At 55.0% G+C, this 17,216-nt stretch carries 15 protein-coding genes; 12 read left to right on the plus strand and 3 right to left on the minus strand.

The genetic code is table 11. The annotated features are described in order from the left end of the window. Positions 1-5: 5 nt before the first annotated feature. The 4 genes from ACYVC2_RS05565 (at position 6) to mtgA (ending at position 3,864) form a co-directional block, all read left to right on the plus strand. Positions 6-851 carry a PhzF family phenazine biosynthesis protein gene (locus tag ACYVC2_RS05565; RefSeq protein ID WP_461101308.1) on the plus strand — a complete coding sequence of 282 codons (846 nt, stop codon included), beginning with the start codon at positions 6-8 and terminating at the stop codon, positions 849-851. A 372-nt stretch (positions 852-1,223) separates the two neighbouring features. Continuing rightward, positions 1,224-1,679 (plus strand): GNAT family N-acetyltransferase, encoded by a 456-nt coding sequence (locus ACYVC2_RS05570; protein ID WP_461101309.1) that lies wholly within the window; start codon positions 1,224-1,226, stop codon positions 1,677-1,679. Positions 1,680-1,762: 83 nt separating this feature from the next. After that, entirely contained in the window at positions 1,763-2,884 is a 1,122-nt protein-coding gene (hemW, locus tag ACYVC2_RS05575; RefSeq protein WP_461101310.1) for a radical SAM family heme chaperone HemW, read from the plus strand. Between the two features lie 179 nt (positions 2,885-3,063). Beyond that, positions 3,064-3,864, plus strand: a complete 801-nt coding sequence (gene mtgA, locus ACYVC2_RS05580) for a monofunctional biosynthetic peptidoglycan transglycosylase (protein ID WP_461101342.1) — start codon at positions 3,064-3,066, stop codon at positions 3,862-3,864. 32 nt (positions 3,865-3,896) lie between these two features. On the opposite strand, the gene ACYVC2_RS05585 is transcribed toward mtgA, so the two are convergent. After that, a complete protein-coding gene (locus ACYVC2_RS05585) occupies positions 3,897-4,250 on the minus strand; it encodes a hypothetical protein (RefSeq protein ID WP_461101311.1) in 354 nt (117 codons plus the stop codon). A 61-nt stretch (positions 4,251-4,311) separates the two neighbouring features. Here ACYVC2_RS05585 and ACYVC2_RS05590 point away from each other — a divergent pair, with 61 nt between their 5' ends. The 3 genes from ACYVC2_RS05590 (at position 4,312) to ACYVC2_RS05600 (ending at position 6,263) form a co-directional block, all read left to right on the plus strand. Then, positions 4,312-4,770 carry an OsmC family protein gene (locus ACYVC2_RS05590; RefSeq protein WP_461101312.1) on the plus strand — a complete coding sequence of 153 codons (459 nt, stop codon included), beginning with the start codon at positions 4,312-4,314 and terminating at the stop codon, positions 4,768-4,770. A gap of 121 nt (positions 4,771-4,891) precedes the next feature. Then, positions 4,892-5,686, plus strand: coding sequence for a thymidylate synthase (locus tag ACYVC2_RS05595; RefSeq protein WP_461101313.1), 795 nt, complete (start codon positions 4,892-4,894; stop codon positions 5,684-5,686). A gap of 10 nt (positions 5,687-5,696) precedes the next feature. Next, the gene (locus tag ACYVC2_RS05600) at positions 5,697-6,263 is read left to right on the plus strand and encodes a pentapeptide repeat-containing protein (RefSeq protein WP_461101314.1); all 567 of its coding nucleotides are present in this window, start codon (positions 5,697-5,699) and stop codon (positions 6,261-6,263) included. A 10-nt stretch (positions 6,264-6,273) separates the two neighbouring features. On the opposite strand, the gene ACYVC2_RS05605 is transcribed toward ACYVC2_RS05600, so the two are convergent. Both ACYVC2_RS05605 and ACYVC2_RS05610 read right to left on the minus strand, forming a co-directional pair. Beyond that, a complete protein-coding gene (locus ACYVC2_RS05605; protein WP_461101315.1) occupies positions 6,274-7,467 on the minus strand; it encodes an FAD-dependent oxidoreductase in 1,194 nt (397 codons plus the stop codon). A gap of 20 nt (positions 7,468-7,487) precedes the next feature. After that, on the minus strand, positions 7,488-7,796 hold the full coding sequence (locus tag ACYVC2_RS05610; RefSeq protein WP_461101316.1) for a 2TM domain-containing protein: 309 nt from the start codon (positions 7,794-7,796) through the stop codon (positions 7,488-7,490). 132 nt (positions 7,797-7,928) lie between these two features. Here ACYVC2_RS05610 and ACYVC2_RS05615 point away from each other — a divergent pair, with 132 nt between their 5' ends. From ACYVC2_RS05615 to ACYVC2_RS05635, 5 genes are all read left to right on the plus strand, one after another. Further along, complete coding sequence (locus ACYVC2_RS05615; RefSeq protein WP_461101317.1) at positions 7,929-9,665, plus strand: helix-hairpin-helix domain-containing protein; 1,737 nt, start codon at positions 7,929-7,931, stop codon at positions 9,663-9,665. 127 nt (positions 9,666-9,792) lie between these two features. Then, the gene (locus tag ACYVC2_RS05620; RefSeq protein ID WP_461101318.1) at positions 9,793-12,204 is read left to right on the plus strand and encodes a TonB-dependent receptor; all 2,412 of its coding nucleotides are present in this window, start codon (positions 9,793-9,795) and stop codon (positions 12,202-12,204) included. After that, on the plus strand, positions 12,204-13,268 hold the full coding sequence (locus tag ACYVC2_RS05625; RefSeq protein WP_461101319.1) for a DUF4249 domain-containing protein: 1,065 nt from the start codon (positions 12,204-12,206) through the stop codon (positions 13,266-13,268). Before ACYVC2_RS05620 ends, ACYVC2_RS05625 begins: the two co-directional genes overlap by 1 nt. 98 nt (positions 13,269-13,366) lie before the next feature. Continuing rightward, the gene (locus ACYVC2_RS05630) at positions 13,367-14,362 is read left to right on the plus strand and encodes a glycosyltransferase family 9 protein (protein WP_461101320.1); all 996 of its coding nucleotides are present in this window, start codon (positions 13,367-13,369) and stop codon (positions 14,360-14,362) included. Positions 14,363-14,632: 270 nt separating this feature from the next. After that, complete coding sequence (locus ACYVC2_RS05635) at positions 14,633-17,200, plus strand: TonB-dependent receptor (RefSeq protein ID WP_461101321.1); 2,568 nt, start codon at positions 14,633-14,635, stop codon at positions 17,198-17,200. Positions 17,201-17,216: the final 16 nt, after the last annotated feature.

Raw genomic sequence — 17,216 nt, forward strand, 5'->3', positions numbered from 1 at the left:
CACCTATGCGTATTTACCAACTAGATGCCTTTACCGATCGACTGTTCGCGGGCAATCCGGCGGCTGTCATTCCCTTGACCGACTGGCTGCCCGATGAACAGATGCAGCAGATCGCATCCGAAAATAACCTGGCCGAAACGGCTTTCTACGTAAAAACTGACGGCGACGCGAACTACCACATTCGGTGGTTTACGCCTACTCTGGAAATCGACCTGTGCGGGCATGCAACACTCGCCACCGCTTATGTTATATTCTTTCTGGAAGAAAAACTGGCTGAACAGGGCGAAATCGATCAGATTTTCTTCGACTCCCGCAGCGGCCAGCTGAAGGTCTGTCGGGGCGAAAACGGGTGGTTAACCCTCGACTTTCCGGCTGACATCGTGCATAAGGCCACGCTCCAACCGCCTGCGCTGATCACCAGCGTGCGCGAAAAACCCGTAGCCGTCTATAAAGGTAAAACCGATTACATGCTGGTATACGAAACCCAGGCGCAGATCGAAGCGTTGGCACCCGATTTCAGAGAGATGAACACCGTACCGGCACGGGGCGTCATCGTTACGGCTCCGGGGGATCCAAATCGGGCTGAGAACGGAGCAACCGAAAGCGTTGATTTTGTTTCCCGCTTTTTCGGACCACAGGCCGGCATCGATGAAGATCCTGTTACGGGTTCGGCGCACACCACGCTGGTGCCGTACTGGGCCGAGCGGCTGGGCAAAACTGAACTCACCGCCCGTCAGCTTTCGAAACGGGGCGGATACCTGCGTTGCAAACTCAACGAAAGCACAGACCCCGTCCGGGTCGATATTTCGGGACAGGTGCAACTGTATATGACCGGTGAAATTAACCCGTAACGAAGAGTAGCGTAAGTGGTCACGACCGATTTACTGACCACTTACGCTCTTAGCAGAAACCAGCAGAGGTCGTTTGTTAACGGCTTACTAGCAGTAACTAATTTTAACCGATTTTTATTTGTAATAAATCTAAACAAGCGTATTTTTGCTGTCGTAAACGACTATAAGTAAATGACAGCCGAATTTGTCGCTTTTGAACACACGGTTTCGCTCAGTGATGCTAAGCCAATAACGCAGACGAACCCTTTTGCGGGGTATGAATGCGTGCTGAAAAAGTGCTGCAAAAAGTATAAAAAGGGCAAGCGCTGCAAAAAATGCCCCGATTGACAAGCTAGCCGACTGCGGACGTTCCATCTTTGCCATCTTTGCGACATGGAACTACAGTACCAATCTTACCCGGATTTGCCACCGGAGCCCTGGTCGACAGCCCTGCTTGACCTGCTCTCCAGCGTATTTTCGAATCAATCCCGCTCCGGTTTACTGAATCAACTCACGTATCAACAGGCGCATTCAGGCCTGCAAACCCTGCTGGCAGTTGCCGGTGGACAGGTGGTTGGCTGCAAACTAGGCTACGAACGCAAACCCGGTCATTTTTATAGCTGGCTGGGAGCCGTGCATCCAAATGCCCGGGGACAGGGTATTGCTTCCGAACTAATGCGTCAGCAACATGACTGGTGTCGCCAGCACGGATATCACACGGTCCGTACCCAAACCTATAACCAGTGGCGGTCGATGCTTTTGCTGAATCTGCGGTTCGGCTTCGACATCATTGGCACCGTACAGGGCAGCCACGGACTGGCCATTGTGCTGGAGAAGAAAGTAGGTTGAGGCTAGCAGCGAACCAGACGGACCACCGTTGAATTGTGGCTTTCCGGTGAACCCAACGCCCGGCTTTATTGTCATTTGGGCAGATGCATCTTTATCTGCACATACCGTTCTGCAAGCAGGCCTGTCACTACTGCGACTTTCACTTCAGCACCAGCCTGGGCCAGAAATCGGCGCTGGTCGATGCGCTTTGCGCAGAGATCCAGTTGCAGAAAAACTACCTGCCCGATCAGCCGCTCGAAACCATCTACTTCGGTGGGGGCACGCCTTCGTTATTGACCGAAGCCGAATTGGCGCGAGTGTTCGAAACGATTCGGACGCAGTTTGCTGTATCGCCTACGGCCGAAATCACGCTGGAAGCCAATCCCGATGATCTGTCGGCCGAAAAACTTCGGATGCTGCGTCGGTACGTCAACCGGCTAAGTATTGGGATTCAGACCTTCGATGAAGCGACCCTGCGCTGGATGAACCGGGCGCATACGGCCGTTGAAGCGGAAAGCTGCGTCAGGCTGGCGCGGGAAGCGGGTTTCGAAAACCTCAGCGTGGATTTGATCTACGGCATTCCGAACCGGGATGAAAGCCGCTGGCTGGCCGATCTGCAAAACGTACTCGCGCTCGGTGTACCGCACCTGTCGGCCTACGCGCTGACCATCGAGCCCGATACCGCTTTTGGACGCTGGCAGCAAAAAGGCAAACTGCCACCCGCCGACGAAGCCCTGGCGGCCGGACAGTTCGAAGCCCTGACGAAGGTATTGACGGGAGCCGGTTATGAGCATTATGAAATATCGAATTTTGCGCGGCCCGGTCAGTATGCCCGGCACAATACCGCCTATTGGCAACGCCGACCTTACCTGGGCATAGGTCCCAGCGCCCATTCGTACAATGGGTATTCGCGGCAATACAATATTGCGAACAATGCGCGTTATATCGCTGATATCCGGCAGGAAAACCTACCGGTTACGGTCGAACAGCTGACCACGGCCGATCAGGTAAATGAATACCTGCTGACGGGGTTACGAACGCAGTGGGGCTGCTCGCTGGCTGAACTGAATACGCTGCTGGGCGACGATTTTACCCGAACCCAGGCGATGGATCTGAAGGCAATGTATGCGGCAGGATGGCTGACAAACGACGGAACTCATATTCGCTTGTCGGAAGCGGGGAAACTCTTTGCGGATCGGGTAGCGGCTACTCTGTTTGTGGACTAGAGCGGGTTTTCACCCGCATTTCGAAATAAGATTACGGTTAGATTGAGTCGAAATGCGGGTGAAAACCCGGTTTACGCTTATTTTCGCGTCATAGCTCTGGTTTTATGACTTCGTACCCATCCGGCAATCCGCTTCGTAATACACCCCGGCAACCCCGACCCAAGGCTGCGAGTGCCTCGATGCCGGGCGACCCTAAAACCGAGCGTCGCTTTAGCCCGTCCCGGTCATCGCGCGAAATGGGTTCGTCGCGTTGGGCGCGGGTTCGTCGGTATATGCGGGAGCGGCCCGTGCTGGATCGAATTTACCGCATTTGTCTTCGCCTTTTTCTCTGGCTGTTTTTCGGCTCCCTGGGCTCGGTAATCGTGCTGAAGTATGTGCCCGTCTGGGTAACCCCACTGGTAGTTTCCCGCTGGATCGACACCTTCGGAACGAATGAAAGCAGTCATGTCTACAAAAAGTGGCAGTCATACGACGACATCAGCCCGGAGGTAGCGCTGGCCGTCGTATCCTCTGAAGATCAGGCTTTCCCGACTCACTGGGGCTTCGATTTTGATGAGATTCAGGATGCGATCAAAGAAAATGAAACCCGGAAACGACCCCGCGGAGCCAGCACCATCTCGCAGCAGGTAGCCAAAAACGTATTCCTGTGGAACGGTCGTAGCTACGTCAGGAAGGGACTGGAAGTATACTTTACGGTCCTGATCGAGCTGATCTGGGGCAAAAAGCGCATTCTGGAAGTGTACCTGAACGTGGCCGAAACCGGGCCGATGACGTTTGGGGTCGAAGCGGCTTCCCAGCGTTATTATGGACATTCGGCCAAAACGCTTTCGCGAAACGAAGCGGCCCGCATGGCGGCTGTGCTGCCCAATCCACGGCTGTTCTCTATTGCTAACCCCTCCAGTTACGTACAGCGCCGAACCCGCCAGATTGCCCGGCAGATGCGCTACCTGGGAGGGCAGAAGTATATTCGAAACCTATGAGCCTGAAGACAGACCCTGAACCAGGATGGAGGTTAGAATAAACCTTGTTTGAAGACCTGTTCGAGATGAACTGGCTCGTTGCGTAGAATAAAGACATAAACCAAGCCAGCCAGGATCAAGTAGCTAATAGCCAGCCATTTTCTTTTTTGAGCGAACTCCACGGGATGGTGATAGTAGTCGTAAATCATAGAAGCCGAGAGCCCCATGACCATCAGAAAGAACGAGAACACACCGAAATCTGTTCGGTAAATACGCACCGATTCCATAAACCGCGCGCCCGACACGATGTAGAGCAGCCAGGCCCCAAAGCCCGCCCGATAGAGATACACGCTCAACCGTCGGTCGTTTTTCAGGTCGAAGAGATCGTCGGTGAATTTTTCGGACATGATTTTATGTACTTTAAGCTGGTGAAGCTACCCATTTTACCTGATAAACGCAAAAAACACAATGCTTGATTCACAACCGGTTGACGTATTACCGGAATTTAACACCATGCAGGTTGAACTCGTACGCGTCGACGATGCGTTTCATTTTGAAGCCATTGGCCAATCGGGCGTCACCCAACACATCGACGGCGCCACCGACATCGGCGGCCATAATGCCGGCGCACGCCCGATGGAAATGCTCCTTATGGGCCTGGCGGGCTGTACGGCTATCGACATTATTTTGATTTTGCAGAAACAGAAGCAGGTCATCGACGATTTCCGGCTGAAAGTAGACGGGCTGCGCGTGAAAGGAGCGATGCCCGCGCCGTTCAAAAAAATTCATATTACCTACCTTCTCAAAGGGCAAATCGATCCCGACAAACTACAGCGGGCCATCGATCTCTCGATGGATAAATATTGTTCGGCGACGGCTCAGCTGCGGCCGTCGGCAGAAATTACCTATTCGTATGAGTTAGGGTAACCGTTCAGGAATACATGGTAGGGCGGTGCCCCGGTTCTGAACCGGGGCACCGCTTGTTTTAAATCCCGGGTTATTTTCCGGTTCGGGTTGACTTATGGCCGTCGACTTACGACTTTTGTTTATGCAACAGTATCACGACCTGCTTCGCCACATTCTTCAGCACGGCACCCGCAAAACCGACCGGACCGGCACCGGTACCATCAGCGTCTTTGGTTATCAGATGCGCTTCAACCTGGAGGACGGCTTTCCGCTGCTGACCACCAAAAAAGTGCATACCCGGTCCATCATTCACGAGCTGCTGTGGTTCATCAAGGGGGATACGAACATCAGGTACCTGAAAGACAATGGTGTGTCGATCTGGGACGAATGGGCGGACGAAAACGGTGACCTGGGACCGGTATACGGCAAACAATGGCGGAGTTGGGCCGCCCCCGACGGACGGGTGATCGATCAGCTTAGCGACGTTCTGAAGCAACTCAAAAACTCACCCGATTCGCGTCGGATGATTATTTCGGCCTGGAATCCGGCCGATGTTCCCAGTATGGCCCTGCCGCCCTGCCATTTGCTGATGCAGTTTTACGTGGCCGATGGGAAACTGTCCTGTCAGCTTTACCAGCGGAGCGCCGATGTGTTTCTGGGCGTGCCGTTCAACATCGCCAGCTATGCGCTGCTGACCATGATGATCGCGCAGGAATGCGGCTACACTGCTCACGAATTTATCTGGACCGGTGGCGACACCCACCTGTACCTGAACCACCTGGATCAGGTCGAAACCCAGCTTTCCCGCGAACCACGGCCACTGCCGGCCATGCGGCTGAACCCGAATGTGAAGTCGGTTTTTGACTTTACGTACGAGGATTTTACCCTGGAAAATTACACTCCCTATCCGGCTATTAAAGCGCCTGTAGCGGTGTAAGTAATTGTCCATGGAATACTACGATCAGGTCTTCGATCAGCCCGTCACCCTGCCCGGCCAGTGGGCGGGCCAGACGTTTGAGCAGTGTGTCTTCAAAAAACTGGATTTGTCGCGCACGGCGCTGACGGGTTCGAATTTTATCGACTGCCGGTTTGAGGCCTGCAACCTGACGAGGGCGGAGCTGAGCGATACCAAACTCTACGATGTCCGGTTTATCGGCTGCCAACTGGCTCAGGTCGATTTTGGGCCTTGCAACCCGTTTGGTTTCCACGTCGATTTTGAGGAATGTCAACTGGATAATGCCGTTTTCCTGGACCGGAAACTGAAGAAGGCGCACTTTATCGACTGCTCGCTGAAGGAAGTTCACTTTCTCAAGTGCGATCTGACGGGAACCACCTTCAAAAACTGCAACCTGGAACTGGCCAGATTTGAGGCCAATAACCTGACCCAGGTCGATTTCTCCAGTTCGTTCAATCTGGAACTGAATCCGGAAGAAAATAAAGTAAAAAAAGCCCGGTTCTCGCTGCATAACCTGCCCGGCCTGCTAACCAAATACGATCTGGTGATCGGCCGGTAAGGATTGACTATCAGGCTACTTTTTCTTGCCAGTTTACTTTATAGGCATACACCCAGTCCATTTTCCTGGCTTCGAACCTGACAAAATAGGGGAGCAGTAGATCCCGGAAAAACTGCTGAAATTTGTTCGGAACGGTTTTGGCATCACCGACTTTGCGGGCTTCCCGGACAATCCGCTGGGCTCTTGCCTGGCGTAGGGACTGAAACGTTGCAAAGGCCTGTTCGATCGTAGCACAATCCCGAAGGCACTGGGCCAGCACAATCGTATCTTCCAGCGCCAGCGAGGCACCCTGCCCAATATGGGGCGCGGTGGCATGGGCGGCATCGCCAATCAGACAAACCCGTCCTGTATGCCATTTTTTCAGAAACGGGATGTCATAAACAGGATAAACGTCGACGCTGGTGGCCGATTGTATGATGTCGGCTATGGGAGCCGGGTCGTTTTTGTGTAACGCCAGCAGGGTTTGTTTCAGTTGATCCAGTTCCAGTTTGCTGAGCTCATTCCGGGCGGCTTCCCGGGGTTGAGCGAGGTTGTTGAACCACCAGATTTCGCCCTTATTGGAAACGGCATAGGCAAAAAACGAGCGTTCGCCGAAGGTCATCCGAATCGAGCCGGTCAAATCCTGAACGTTGTCGAGCCGACTGAACCCGCCGGTCGAAAGCAGTCCGGTATACGTTAGGCGGGGCGCGTCGGAAAAAATAGACTTCCGGGTGACGGAGTGAATCCCATCGCAGCCAATAATGAAATCGGCCGTGGCGCTGGTACCGTCCTCGAAAAAAGCGGTTGCCAATGTGGAATCCTGCGAAATGGCGTTCAACTTCTTTCCTGTTTCGATCGTAATCCCATGGTCGAGGGCCACCGTACGGATCGACCTGGTCAGCCAACCCCGTTTTAACTGAACCGTCTGGGCGCCGTACGAAGCTAGCTGATGGGCATTGTCCAACTCACCGATGTTTTTATTCTTAGCGTTATAAAAAGTCATTTTACCGGGCGTGAAATCGGTCAGCAGGGTTTCCAGCGGCATAAATTCCTTCAGCACATTCAGGCCATTTGGCGTGATGCCCAGAAAAGCGCCCGTCTCGTCCCGGAAGTGCGGCTGGGCTTCGTAAATAGTAGCCTCCACGCCAATTCGTTTCAGAAACAGAGCCATGGCCGGACCCGCGATGCCACACCCAATCAGGATTGCCCGTTGATTTGTCTTCATGATCGTTTCAGGAACGATGCTTATTTGCCGTAATTGACCAGCTTCTGGTATTCTTCTTCGATCATCGAGCGTTCGCTGTTACTTTGATACACATGGAAATAATGCGACGCCAACCCGATCCCCCAGCCGATCATCGGAAAAATGGGCCAGGGAAAAAAATAGCCAAAGTGATTGAACGAATGAATAGCCAGGTTGCTGAAGGCCCAGATAAGCCATAAACCGGCGTTGACGATCAGATAGGAGCGGAGGTGTATCCGAAAACCGACGCGGGCTTTCGCACGTTTCCACAAAAAAGGATCGTACTTGGAGTTAATTGAATTCGGTTCCATGAGCGTTGTCGCGTGTTTGAAGTGAAGCAGGAAATTTCCTGCGCCGATGAAACAAAGCTATAGCGACCGCTTCCCGAGCCCTTCTGAAATCTGACCGAATCCCTAACTTGCAGCGTAAATTGCCGTTTTTCTATGACCAATTCCGAAATCGTTGACCTGCTCGAACTCACGGGCCGGTTAATGGAACTTCACGACCGCGACCAGTTCAAGGTCCGTTCCTACCAGTCTGCAGCGTTCAATCTGGATAAATCCACGGCCGATCTGGCCAATCTGCCGGTCGATGAGCTGGTGAAACTGCCGGGCGTGGGCAAATCCGTCGCGCAGAAAATTCGGGAGATTGCCGAAACCGGTCGCCTGACAGACCTCGATGACCTGCTGGCGCAAACGCCGTCGGGCGTGCTGGATATGTTTCGGATCAAAGGGCTGGGCGTGAGGAAAGTACGAACCCTTTGGCGCGAACTCGGCATCGACAACCTGCGTGATCTGCAGCAGGCGGGTGAGAACGGCGAGATAGCGAAAATTAAAGGGTTCGGAGCGAGCACGCAGGAGAAAATTCTGGCTGCGCTGGAGTTTCTGCAGGAGCAGCAGGGAAAAGTCCGGATGGACAAAGCGGCCATGATGGCTAACCTGCTCTATGATCAACTGGCGCCCCTTTTCGAACGGGTGGAAATCAGCGGTCAGGTGCGCCGGAAAGCGCAGGAGGTGGATACCGTGCAGTTGCTCGTACAAACCAGCGATCCGGTTTCGGCCATGCTAACGCTGAAAAACCTCCCTGACCTGGAGCAGCATGAGCAGGCGTCCTCACCGTTTGTATGGCGGGGACGGCTTCGGGGTTTCGACGTAGGGGTGGAGCTGGCCTTATACCCAGCCGATCAGATGAACCGGCAACTGTTTATTCAGACCGCCACCGATGTCCATATGCAGCAGGTGGGAACGGGTGGGGCGTCGTTGTTGCAGGTAGCCTATTCCAGCGCTATTTCGGAAGCGACCGAAGCAGCAACCGTTGAGGTCGAACAGGCGATCTATGCGCGGGCCGGATTGCCTTATATCGTACCGGAAATGCGGGAGAGCGAGTTTGCCTTCCGCTGGGCCAGTCGCCATCAGAACGACGAACTCGTACGGTGGGAAGATCTGCGTGGTACCCTGCATAACCACAGCACCTGGTCGGACGGCAAGCAGTCGGTGGCCGACATGGCGGCTTACTGCCGCGAGCTGGGGCTGTCGTATTTTGGGATCGCCGATCATTCGAAAACCGCATCCTACGCCGGTGGCCTCGACATCGACCGGGTTGCGCAGCAGCAGGCGGAAATCGATGCACTCAACGCCGGTTTTGGGCCAGACTTCCGCATCTTCAAAGGAATAGAATCCGATATTTTGAGTGATGGATCGCTGGATTACGACGACGCGACGCTGGCTTCCTTCGATTATGTCGTAGCCTCGGTACACCAGACCCTGACGATGTCGATTGAAAAAGCTACTACCCGTCTGCTCAAAGCGATCGAAAACCCATACACGACGATTTTAGGTCATCCCACCGGTCGGCTGCTGCTGGCCCGCGAAGGGTATCCGATCGATCACCGGGCCATCATCGACGCCTGTGCGGAGCATCAGGTCGTTATCGAAATCAACGCCAGCCCCTACCGGCTCGACATCGACTGGCATTGGATCGACTACGCCATGCAGCAGGGCGTCATGCTGAGCATCAACCCCGATGCGCATGATCTGGCCGGTCTGCTGGACATGCACTACGGGGTAGCTGTCGGCCGAAAAGGGGGTCTGACCAAAGCCATGACCTTTAATGCCCTGACGTTGGACGAGATGAGCGCGTACTTACAGCAACGTCGGGAAAGTATTCGTAAAATAGGATAAAAGCAGGATTAATTGTCGATTAATCTGCGTAAAAATAGGGTAAATCGATCTGTTAATTCCTTTATACCGTTGACAGGCAACCGCATTCGGTACTGTCGTCGACTCTGCGTTTCCTAAACCCGGCTCTATGCGTTTTACAGGTTTACTGTGGCTTACTTTTTGTCTGCTCAACGGGGCACTGGCCCAGCAAAGACCCAACGCAAACGCACCGGCGGTTACCTTCTCGGCTACGGGATATGTGCGGGATGCTAAAACCGGTCAGCCGATTCAGGGCGTCAACATCGTTGCGCTCGACGTATCGAAAGGCTATGTGACGGCCAAAGACGGGTTTTACATCGTACAGTTACGGCCCGGTAAGTACATTCTCCGCTTCACACACGTGGGTTACCGGCCCCGGCAGGATACCATCACCCTCAACGGGATGTTGTTCCGGGAAATAACCATGGAAGATGACGCCAAGGATTTGGAAGAAGTCGTCGTGACGAGCGAAGCGCCGGACCGCAATGTCCGCAAAGTAGAAATTGGTGTGTCGCAACTGACAATTCGGAGTATCCGGCGCATTCCGCCCTTGCTGGGCGAGATCGATGTCATCCGGAGTTTACTCTTGCTGCCGGGGGTAACCACCGTTGGCGAAGGCGCACCGGGCTTCAACGTGCGTGGAGGGAGTGCCGACCAGAACCTGATTCTGTTCGACGATGCACCGGTCTTCAACCCAAGTCACCTGATGGGCTTTTTCTCGGTGTTCAATCCCGATGTCGTGCGCGATGTGACGCTCAACCGGGGGGGCGTATCGGCGGCTTATGGTGGGCGGGCATCGTCGGTACTGGACGTGAAGATCAAAGAACCCGATGCCGAAAAATGGGGTGTCAACGGGGGCATCGGCATCATTTCGAGCCGGTTGGGCGTCGAAGGGCCGATCATCAAAAACAAGCTTTCGGTGCTGGCAGCCGTCCGCGGGTCGTTCAATGATTTTCTCTTTAAACTGGCCCCACCGAATCTGCGGGGAACGACGGCCAACTTCTACGACCTGACTACCAAGCTCAAGTACCAGCCTAACGAAAAACATACCCTGACGTTTACCGGCTACCTGAGCACCGACGTATTCAAGCTGGCGTCTGACTCGCTGTCGGGTCAGGAGATCAATGCTTCCTCGACGAAGTTCAATTACCAGACCCTAAACGGCGCCGTACGCTGGAACTACTTCATGAGCCGGCAACTGAACCTGGCAACCTCGGTTATTCTGAGTCGCTACCGGGCCGATCTGTCTTCGGCGGATTCGGCCAACGCGTTTCAGCTCGAATCGGGTGTCTGGCATCGGCAGATCAAGTCCGATCTGACCTATACGCCCGGTGAGGTACACCAATGGCAGGGGGGGCTGAGTCTGATCGACTACCTGATCCAACCCAATACCCGGACGCCGGGCCCGCTCTCGAATGTGTTGCCGGTCGAGCTGGCTCGAGAACGCGCCTACGAACTAGCGGCTTACGTGCAGGATGAGTGGAAACTGAACGCCGACGTTTCGCTGATCGCAGGCCTGCGCTATTCGACCCTGCTGAACCGGGGACCCGCCAGCGTCCGTACTTACCAGGAGAACGGACCTCGCCAGGACGAAACCGTCACCTCGACGCAGACCTACGGGGCGGGCCGAATCTACCACTCGGCCGGTGGGCTCGAACCCCGGCTGGCCGTTCGCTGGTCGGTAGGCGAGGGGCGGGCGATCAAGGCGGGATACAGCCGGCTGCGGCAGTACATTCAGCAGGTGACCAATACCACCGCTGCGCTGCCGACTTCGCGCTGGCACCTGAGCGACATGTATACGAAACCGACCATCGCCGATCAGTGGTCGCTGGGGTATTTTCTGAATACGGCCGACAATGCCATCGAAGCCTCGGGTGAGGTGTACTACAAAACCCTGACCAACGCCATCGATTACCGCGACGGGGCCGAACTGCAGCTGGCGCCGGCCGTCGAAACCCAGATCGTGCAGGGCAGCGGTCAGGCGTACGGCTTCGAGGGATTACTGCGCAAAAACAAGGGCCGCTGGACCGGTTTCATCAGCTATACCTACGCCCGCACGTTCCTGACGATGAATAGCCCCTACGCCGATGAGCGGGTGAATAACGGCAACCCGTATCCGGCCAATTACGACAAACCGCACACGCTGAACGTGCTGGCTACCCACCGCCCGACTAACTGGTTCAGTATGTCGCTGAACTTTACCTACAGCACCGGCCGCCCGACGACCCAGCCCGCGGCCATTGCCCGGGTAGCCGGAGTGCTCGTGCCAATTTACCTCGACCGCAACCAGCAGCGGGTTCCGGATTACCATCGGCTCGATTTTTCGATGACCTTCGAGCAAAATCCACTGAAGAAAAAGCGCAACCAGAGCAGTTGGATTTTCTCGATCTATAATGTCTATGCGCACAAAAATGCGTACTCTGTTTTTTACAAGCTCAGCCCCGCTTCGGGAACCGATGCTTATAAACTGTCCATTTTCGGGACGATGTTTCCATCCCTGACCTATAACTTCAAATTCTGATGAGACTCCGGGTGCTGATTTATGCGCAACTGCTGGTGTATGGGCTGCTGGTGGTTTCCTGCGTCACGGAATTTCAGCCCGACCCGGTCAGTATAACCCCTTCGCTGATTGTGGAAGGCATGATCACCGATCAGCCGGGCCCTTATTCGGTGAAGCTGACCCGCACGGCCGATTATTCCTACAAAAGCCTGAATCTGCTCGAAACAGGCGCCACGGTGATTATTTCTGACAACCTGGGCAATCGGGAAGTTCTGAAAGAGCAGGGGGGCGTCTACCAGACCAGTACGGCCGGTATACAGGGCGTTGCGGGCCGAACGTATAAACTGACCATTCGAACCCAGAACGGCGAACAGTACGAATCGGATGCGGAAACACTCAAAACGTCGCCCCCGATCGGCCGGGTTTATTCCGAGTACCGGTATGATGCGCAGGCGTCGGATAATGGCAAAGCCAACGGTTGGGACGTTTATATCGATACCAAAGACCCTGAGTCGCCCGGCGATTTCTACCGTTGGGAATGGACCCACTACGAATTTACCTACGCCTGCCAGACGACCCCGGTACTTAACCAGAGTTACAACATCGGCATTCCGTGCTGTAGCCGCTGCTGGGACATTACCCACTGCTATATCAACTGCATCAACATAACGTCCGACATAAACATCAACGGCAATTCGATCAGTCGCCGGTTCATCCAGCGGGTCCCCTACGACGCCGGATCGCGGTATTACCTGGAGGTGACACAGCAGGCCCTGAGTAAGGGGGTATACGAATTTTTCAAATCGGCGAATCAGCAGGTGTCCAACTCGGGCGGGCTATTCGATGCCGCTCCGGCCAGTATCGGAGGGAATATTCACGCAGTCAGCAATAGCAACCTGAAAGCGTATGGATATTTTGGCGCAGTGGGCGTATCGGTAGGACACCTGCTGGTCGATCGGAGCAACGCCGTCGGGGCCCCGGTACCGACCAAAGACGTGGTCGTACTCAATCCGCTGGCCACCTGTGTGGTCTGCGTCAACGACCAATACCGGACCCCCAATCAGCCGCGCTGGTGGCAGGATTGATACCTTTGGCTCAAAGTCGGTGAAACCCGGTGGATGTACTGATGAAATAGTTTGCGGGCTTTCCGTAAATGCAATAGTTTTGCAAAAATGACTGTCGTATGGCACGTTCGGTAAAAATTCTGGTTCTGCAGTTTGCCTCCATCGGCGACGTTGTGCTGACGACGCCCGTTGTGCGCTGCCTGAAGAACCAGCTGCCGAATGCCGAAGTGCATTACGCTACCCAGAAAGTTTATCAGACCCTGACGGCGTACAACCCCTACCTGACCGCATCTCATTACCTCGACGGGAGCGTATACAGCCTGATCCGACAACTGCGCGCCGAACAGTTCGACTATGTGGTCGATCTACAAAACACCTTCACGACGCGGCTGATCAAAGCTGCGCTGGGCGTGCGGTCTTATAGCCTGGAACGACAGCCGTTCCGGCAATGGCTGTATGTGTTCTGGAAAGTGAATGCGCTGCCCGACCAGCACATTGTGGACCGGTACCTGGCCGTGGTGCAACCGCTGGGCATCGAGAACGACGGGCGGGGACTGGATTATTTCATTCCGTACCGCGACGAGGTCGAAACCGACTGGCTGCCCGACACTCATCAGCAGGATTACGTGGCCTATGCCATCGGTGGGCAAAGCCTGACCCGTCGGTTACCCGTTCGGCGCATGATCGAGCTATGCCGGAAAATCAACTACCCGATCGTGCTGCTGGGCGATACTGAGGATCGAAAGGCGGGCGAAGCGATCGTGCAGGCGCTCGGCGAACGGCAGATATACAATGCCTGCGGCCACTACAACATCAATCAGTCGGCCTCGCTGATCAAACGGGCGCGGATCGTTTTCAGCCACGACACGGGGCTGATGCACGTGGCCGCTGCGTTCCGCAAAAAAGTGTACTCCATCTGGGGAAGCACCACTCCTCAGTTCGGATTTTACCCCTACAAAACCCCGCACGTCCGGCTCGAAAACCCCGGCTTAGGATGCCGTCCCTGCTCGGCGATCAGCTCGGGCAGTTGCCCCATGAAGCATTTTAAGTGCATGAACAACCTGCCGTTCGATTTCGACGTCAGGGAGCTGCGCACGAAAAAGAAAAACCTGTAACCGCCGGATGCCCGCGGGCGGGCCGGCCTGTTTTGGCACCACCCCACGTTCAGGCCCGTGGTCGACCGGTCGTTTGCCCGCAATTTTCGGAAGCTGATTCGATCATATCCTGGCAAAACTGTGGATAGAACCCACCAGCGGCCAGAAGAAGCCCCCTCTGTTCGTTCGTCAGCCCGAAACCGATGTCTATCCTGACGAATATGGGCTTCATCCCTTTTTATTTTTGGGCGTCCGATTCCGGGTTCACCTTTGTAGCATCAGCATACAGCTATGAAAACGAACCTCTACCTTATTGCCACTCTTTCTTTGCTCATCAGCGGCCTCTCGCCCGCGCAGGCTCAGTTCCCGATGGGGGGCGGCTCCTCGCAGCCCAAAGCCCTGCCTGGAACCGCTGGCGACCAAAGTCCGAAAGGCACGGCAAAAATCACCGGCACAGTTGTCGACTCCACTCAGGCAAAAGCCGTCGAGTTTGCCAGCATTGCGCTCTATAACAAAACAACCGGCAAAGCCATCGATGGTACGGTGGCCGATGAAAAAGGAAAATTTGCCCTGACCAAGCTGGTGGCCGGTGACTACCAGGTCCTGGTCAGCTTCGTCGGTTTCCGCAACAAAACCATCGGCAACCTTAGCCTCGCCAACGGACAAGCGCTCGACCTGGGCGTCATCAAACTGTCGACCAACACCAAAACCCTCGAAGAAGTCACGGTGGTCGGGCAGGCGGCCCTGGTCGAAGAAAAAGTAGACCGACTGGTTTACAATGCCGATAAAGACATAACGGCTAAAGGTGGAGACGCCACGGATATTCTACGGAAAGTGCCGATGCTGACGGTCGATCTGGACGGGAACGTCTCGCTGCGGGGCAGTCAGAATATCCGGGTACTGATCAACAACAAACCCTCTACCATCGTAGCCAGCAGCGTAGCGGACGCCCTGAAGCAGATTCCGGCCGACCAGATCAAAACCGTGGAGGTCATCACCAGTCCTTCGGCCAAATACGATGCGGAAGGATCGGGCGGGATCATCAACATCATCACCAAAAAGAATAGCCTGCAAGGCCTGAACCTCAATATCGACTCGGGCGTCGGTAACCGGGGGTCCATGCTTTCGCTCAATGGCAATTACCGCAAAGGTAAAGCGGGCTTTACGCTAGGTGGCTTCGGGCGTGGGATGTACAACACCATCACCAAAACCAACCTCGATCAGACCAGCCTGGTCAATGGGGTATCGACCCTAACCCGCCAGAGTGGCGACGGCCATAGTTCGGGCTTGTTCGGACAGTATAACCTGGGGTTTGATTACGACCTGGCCAAGAACCAGAGCCTGACGGCCGGCGTACGCTACGGGGTGCGCAATATGACGAATCAGCAGGACCTGGTGACGCAACTGTTTACCAACGGGACACTCGGTTCGACGGCCTATCGGAACGTAGATACCAAGAATCTGTCGGGAACGGTCGATGCCAACATCGATTACCTGCACACGTTCAAACCGCAGCAGGAGTGGAGCATCTCGACCCTGTACAGCCGCAACGACCTGACCAATAATTTCGACGCCGACCTGCTGAGCGGGGTTCGGGAGCTGACCGGTCGGCAGCGGAACCTGAATAAAAACGTCAATCAGGAGTTTACGCTGCAAACTGATTACCAGACCCCGATCAAGAAAAATCAGCTGCTGGAGTTTGGGGGGAAAGCCATCTTCCGGCAGGTCAACAGCGATTACAAATACCTGCTGGCGGGCCCGTCGGGGCAGTTTACAACCGAAATCAATAACACCCTGGGCGAGCTGACCTACCACCAGAACATTGCCGCCGGTTATTCGTCGTATACCTATACCACCAAAAATCGCTACACCTTCAAAGGCGGGCTGCGGTATGAGCACACGTTCATCGATGCCAGCACGCGGGAGGGCGGCAACCTGGGCGTCGGTGACTACGGGGTGCTGGTGCCCAGCGTGAATGCGTCGAAGACCTTTAAAGGAACGACCCTGAAGCTCGGTTTCAACCGCCGGATTCAGCGGCCTGGTCTGCAACAGCTGAACCCCAACTTCAACGCGGCCAACCCGCAGAACATTACCGTGGGGAACCCCAGCCTGCGCCCTGAATTGACGAACAACTTCGAACTGGGCGTGAGCAAAACCATCGGCAAGACGTTTGTCAACGCCACCTTCTTTGGTCGTGTAACCAACAACGCCATCACCCAGGTGAGCCAGCCTTCGGACACGATTCCGGGAGCGATCGTTACGACGTACCAGAACATCGGTCGTCAGCACACCTACGGAACCAACCTGTTTGCCAACGTAGCCGCCACCTCGAAGATCAACATCGGCCTGTTCCTGAATGCGTTCTATTCCAGCCTGACCGGGCAGACCATGGGCACCGATGGGGTTTCGACGACGCTGACCAACAGCGGGATGAACGTGAGTGGGGGTACGTTCATGAACGCGACCTTCAAAAATGGCTGGGGTGCACAGGCATTCGGATTTTTGCAGGGTACGCAGGTGCAACTGCAGGGACGCCAGGGCGGCTTCGGCTTCTACACGGTAGGGGTTAAGAAGGAATTCAAAAACAAAAAAGCCAGTGTGGGTTTAGCGGCCGAGAACTTCCTCAGCAACCGCTTCAACATTCACACTGTCCTGAATTCGCCCCTGTTCAGTCAGGTCAACGATGTGTATCTGTACAACCGCGGTGTTCGCCTGACGTTCACGCTTAAAATCGGCAAGATGACCATGGACGCCCCTCGTCGGAAAGCCAAGTCGGTCAATAACGACGACGTGAAGAGCGAGGGAAGCGGCCAGGCACCAACCGGCGGTGGCACACCCGGTGGCCAGTCGCGTCAATAAGTTCTCATTTTGTTTA

This window comes from Spirosoma koreense (genome assembly GCF_054777875.1).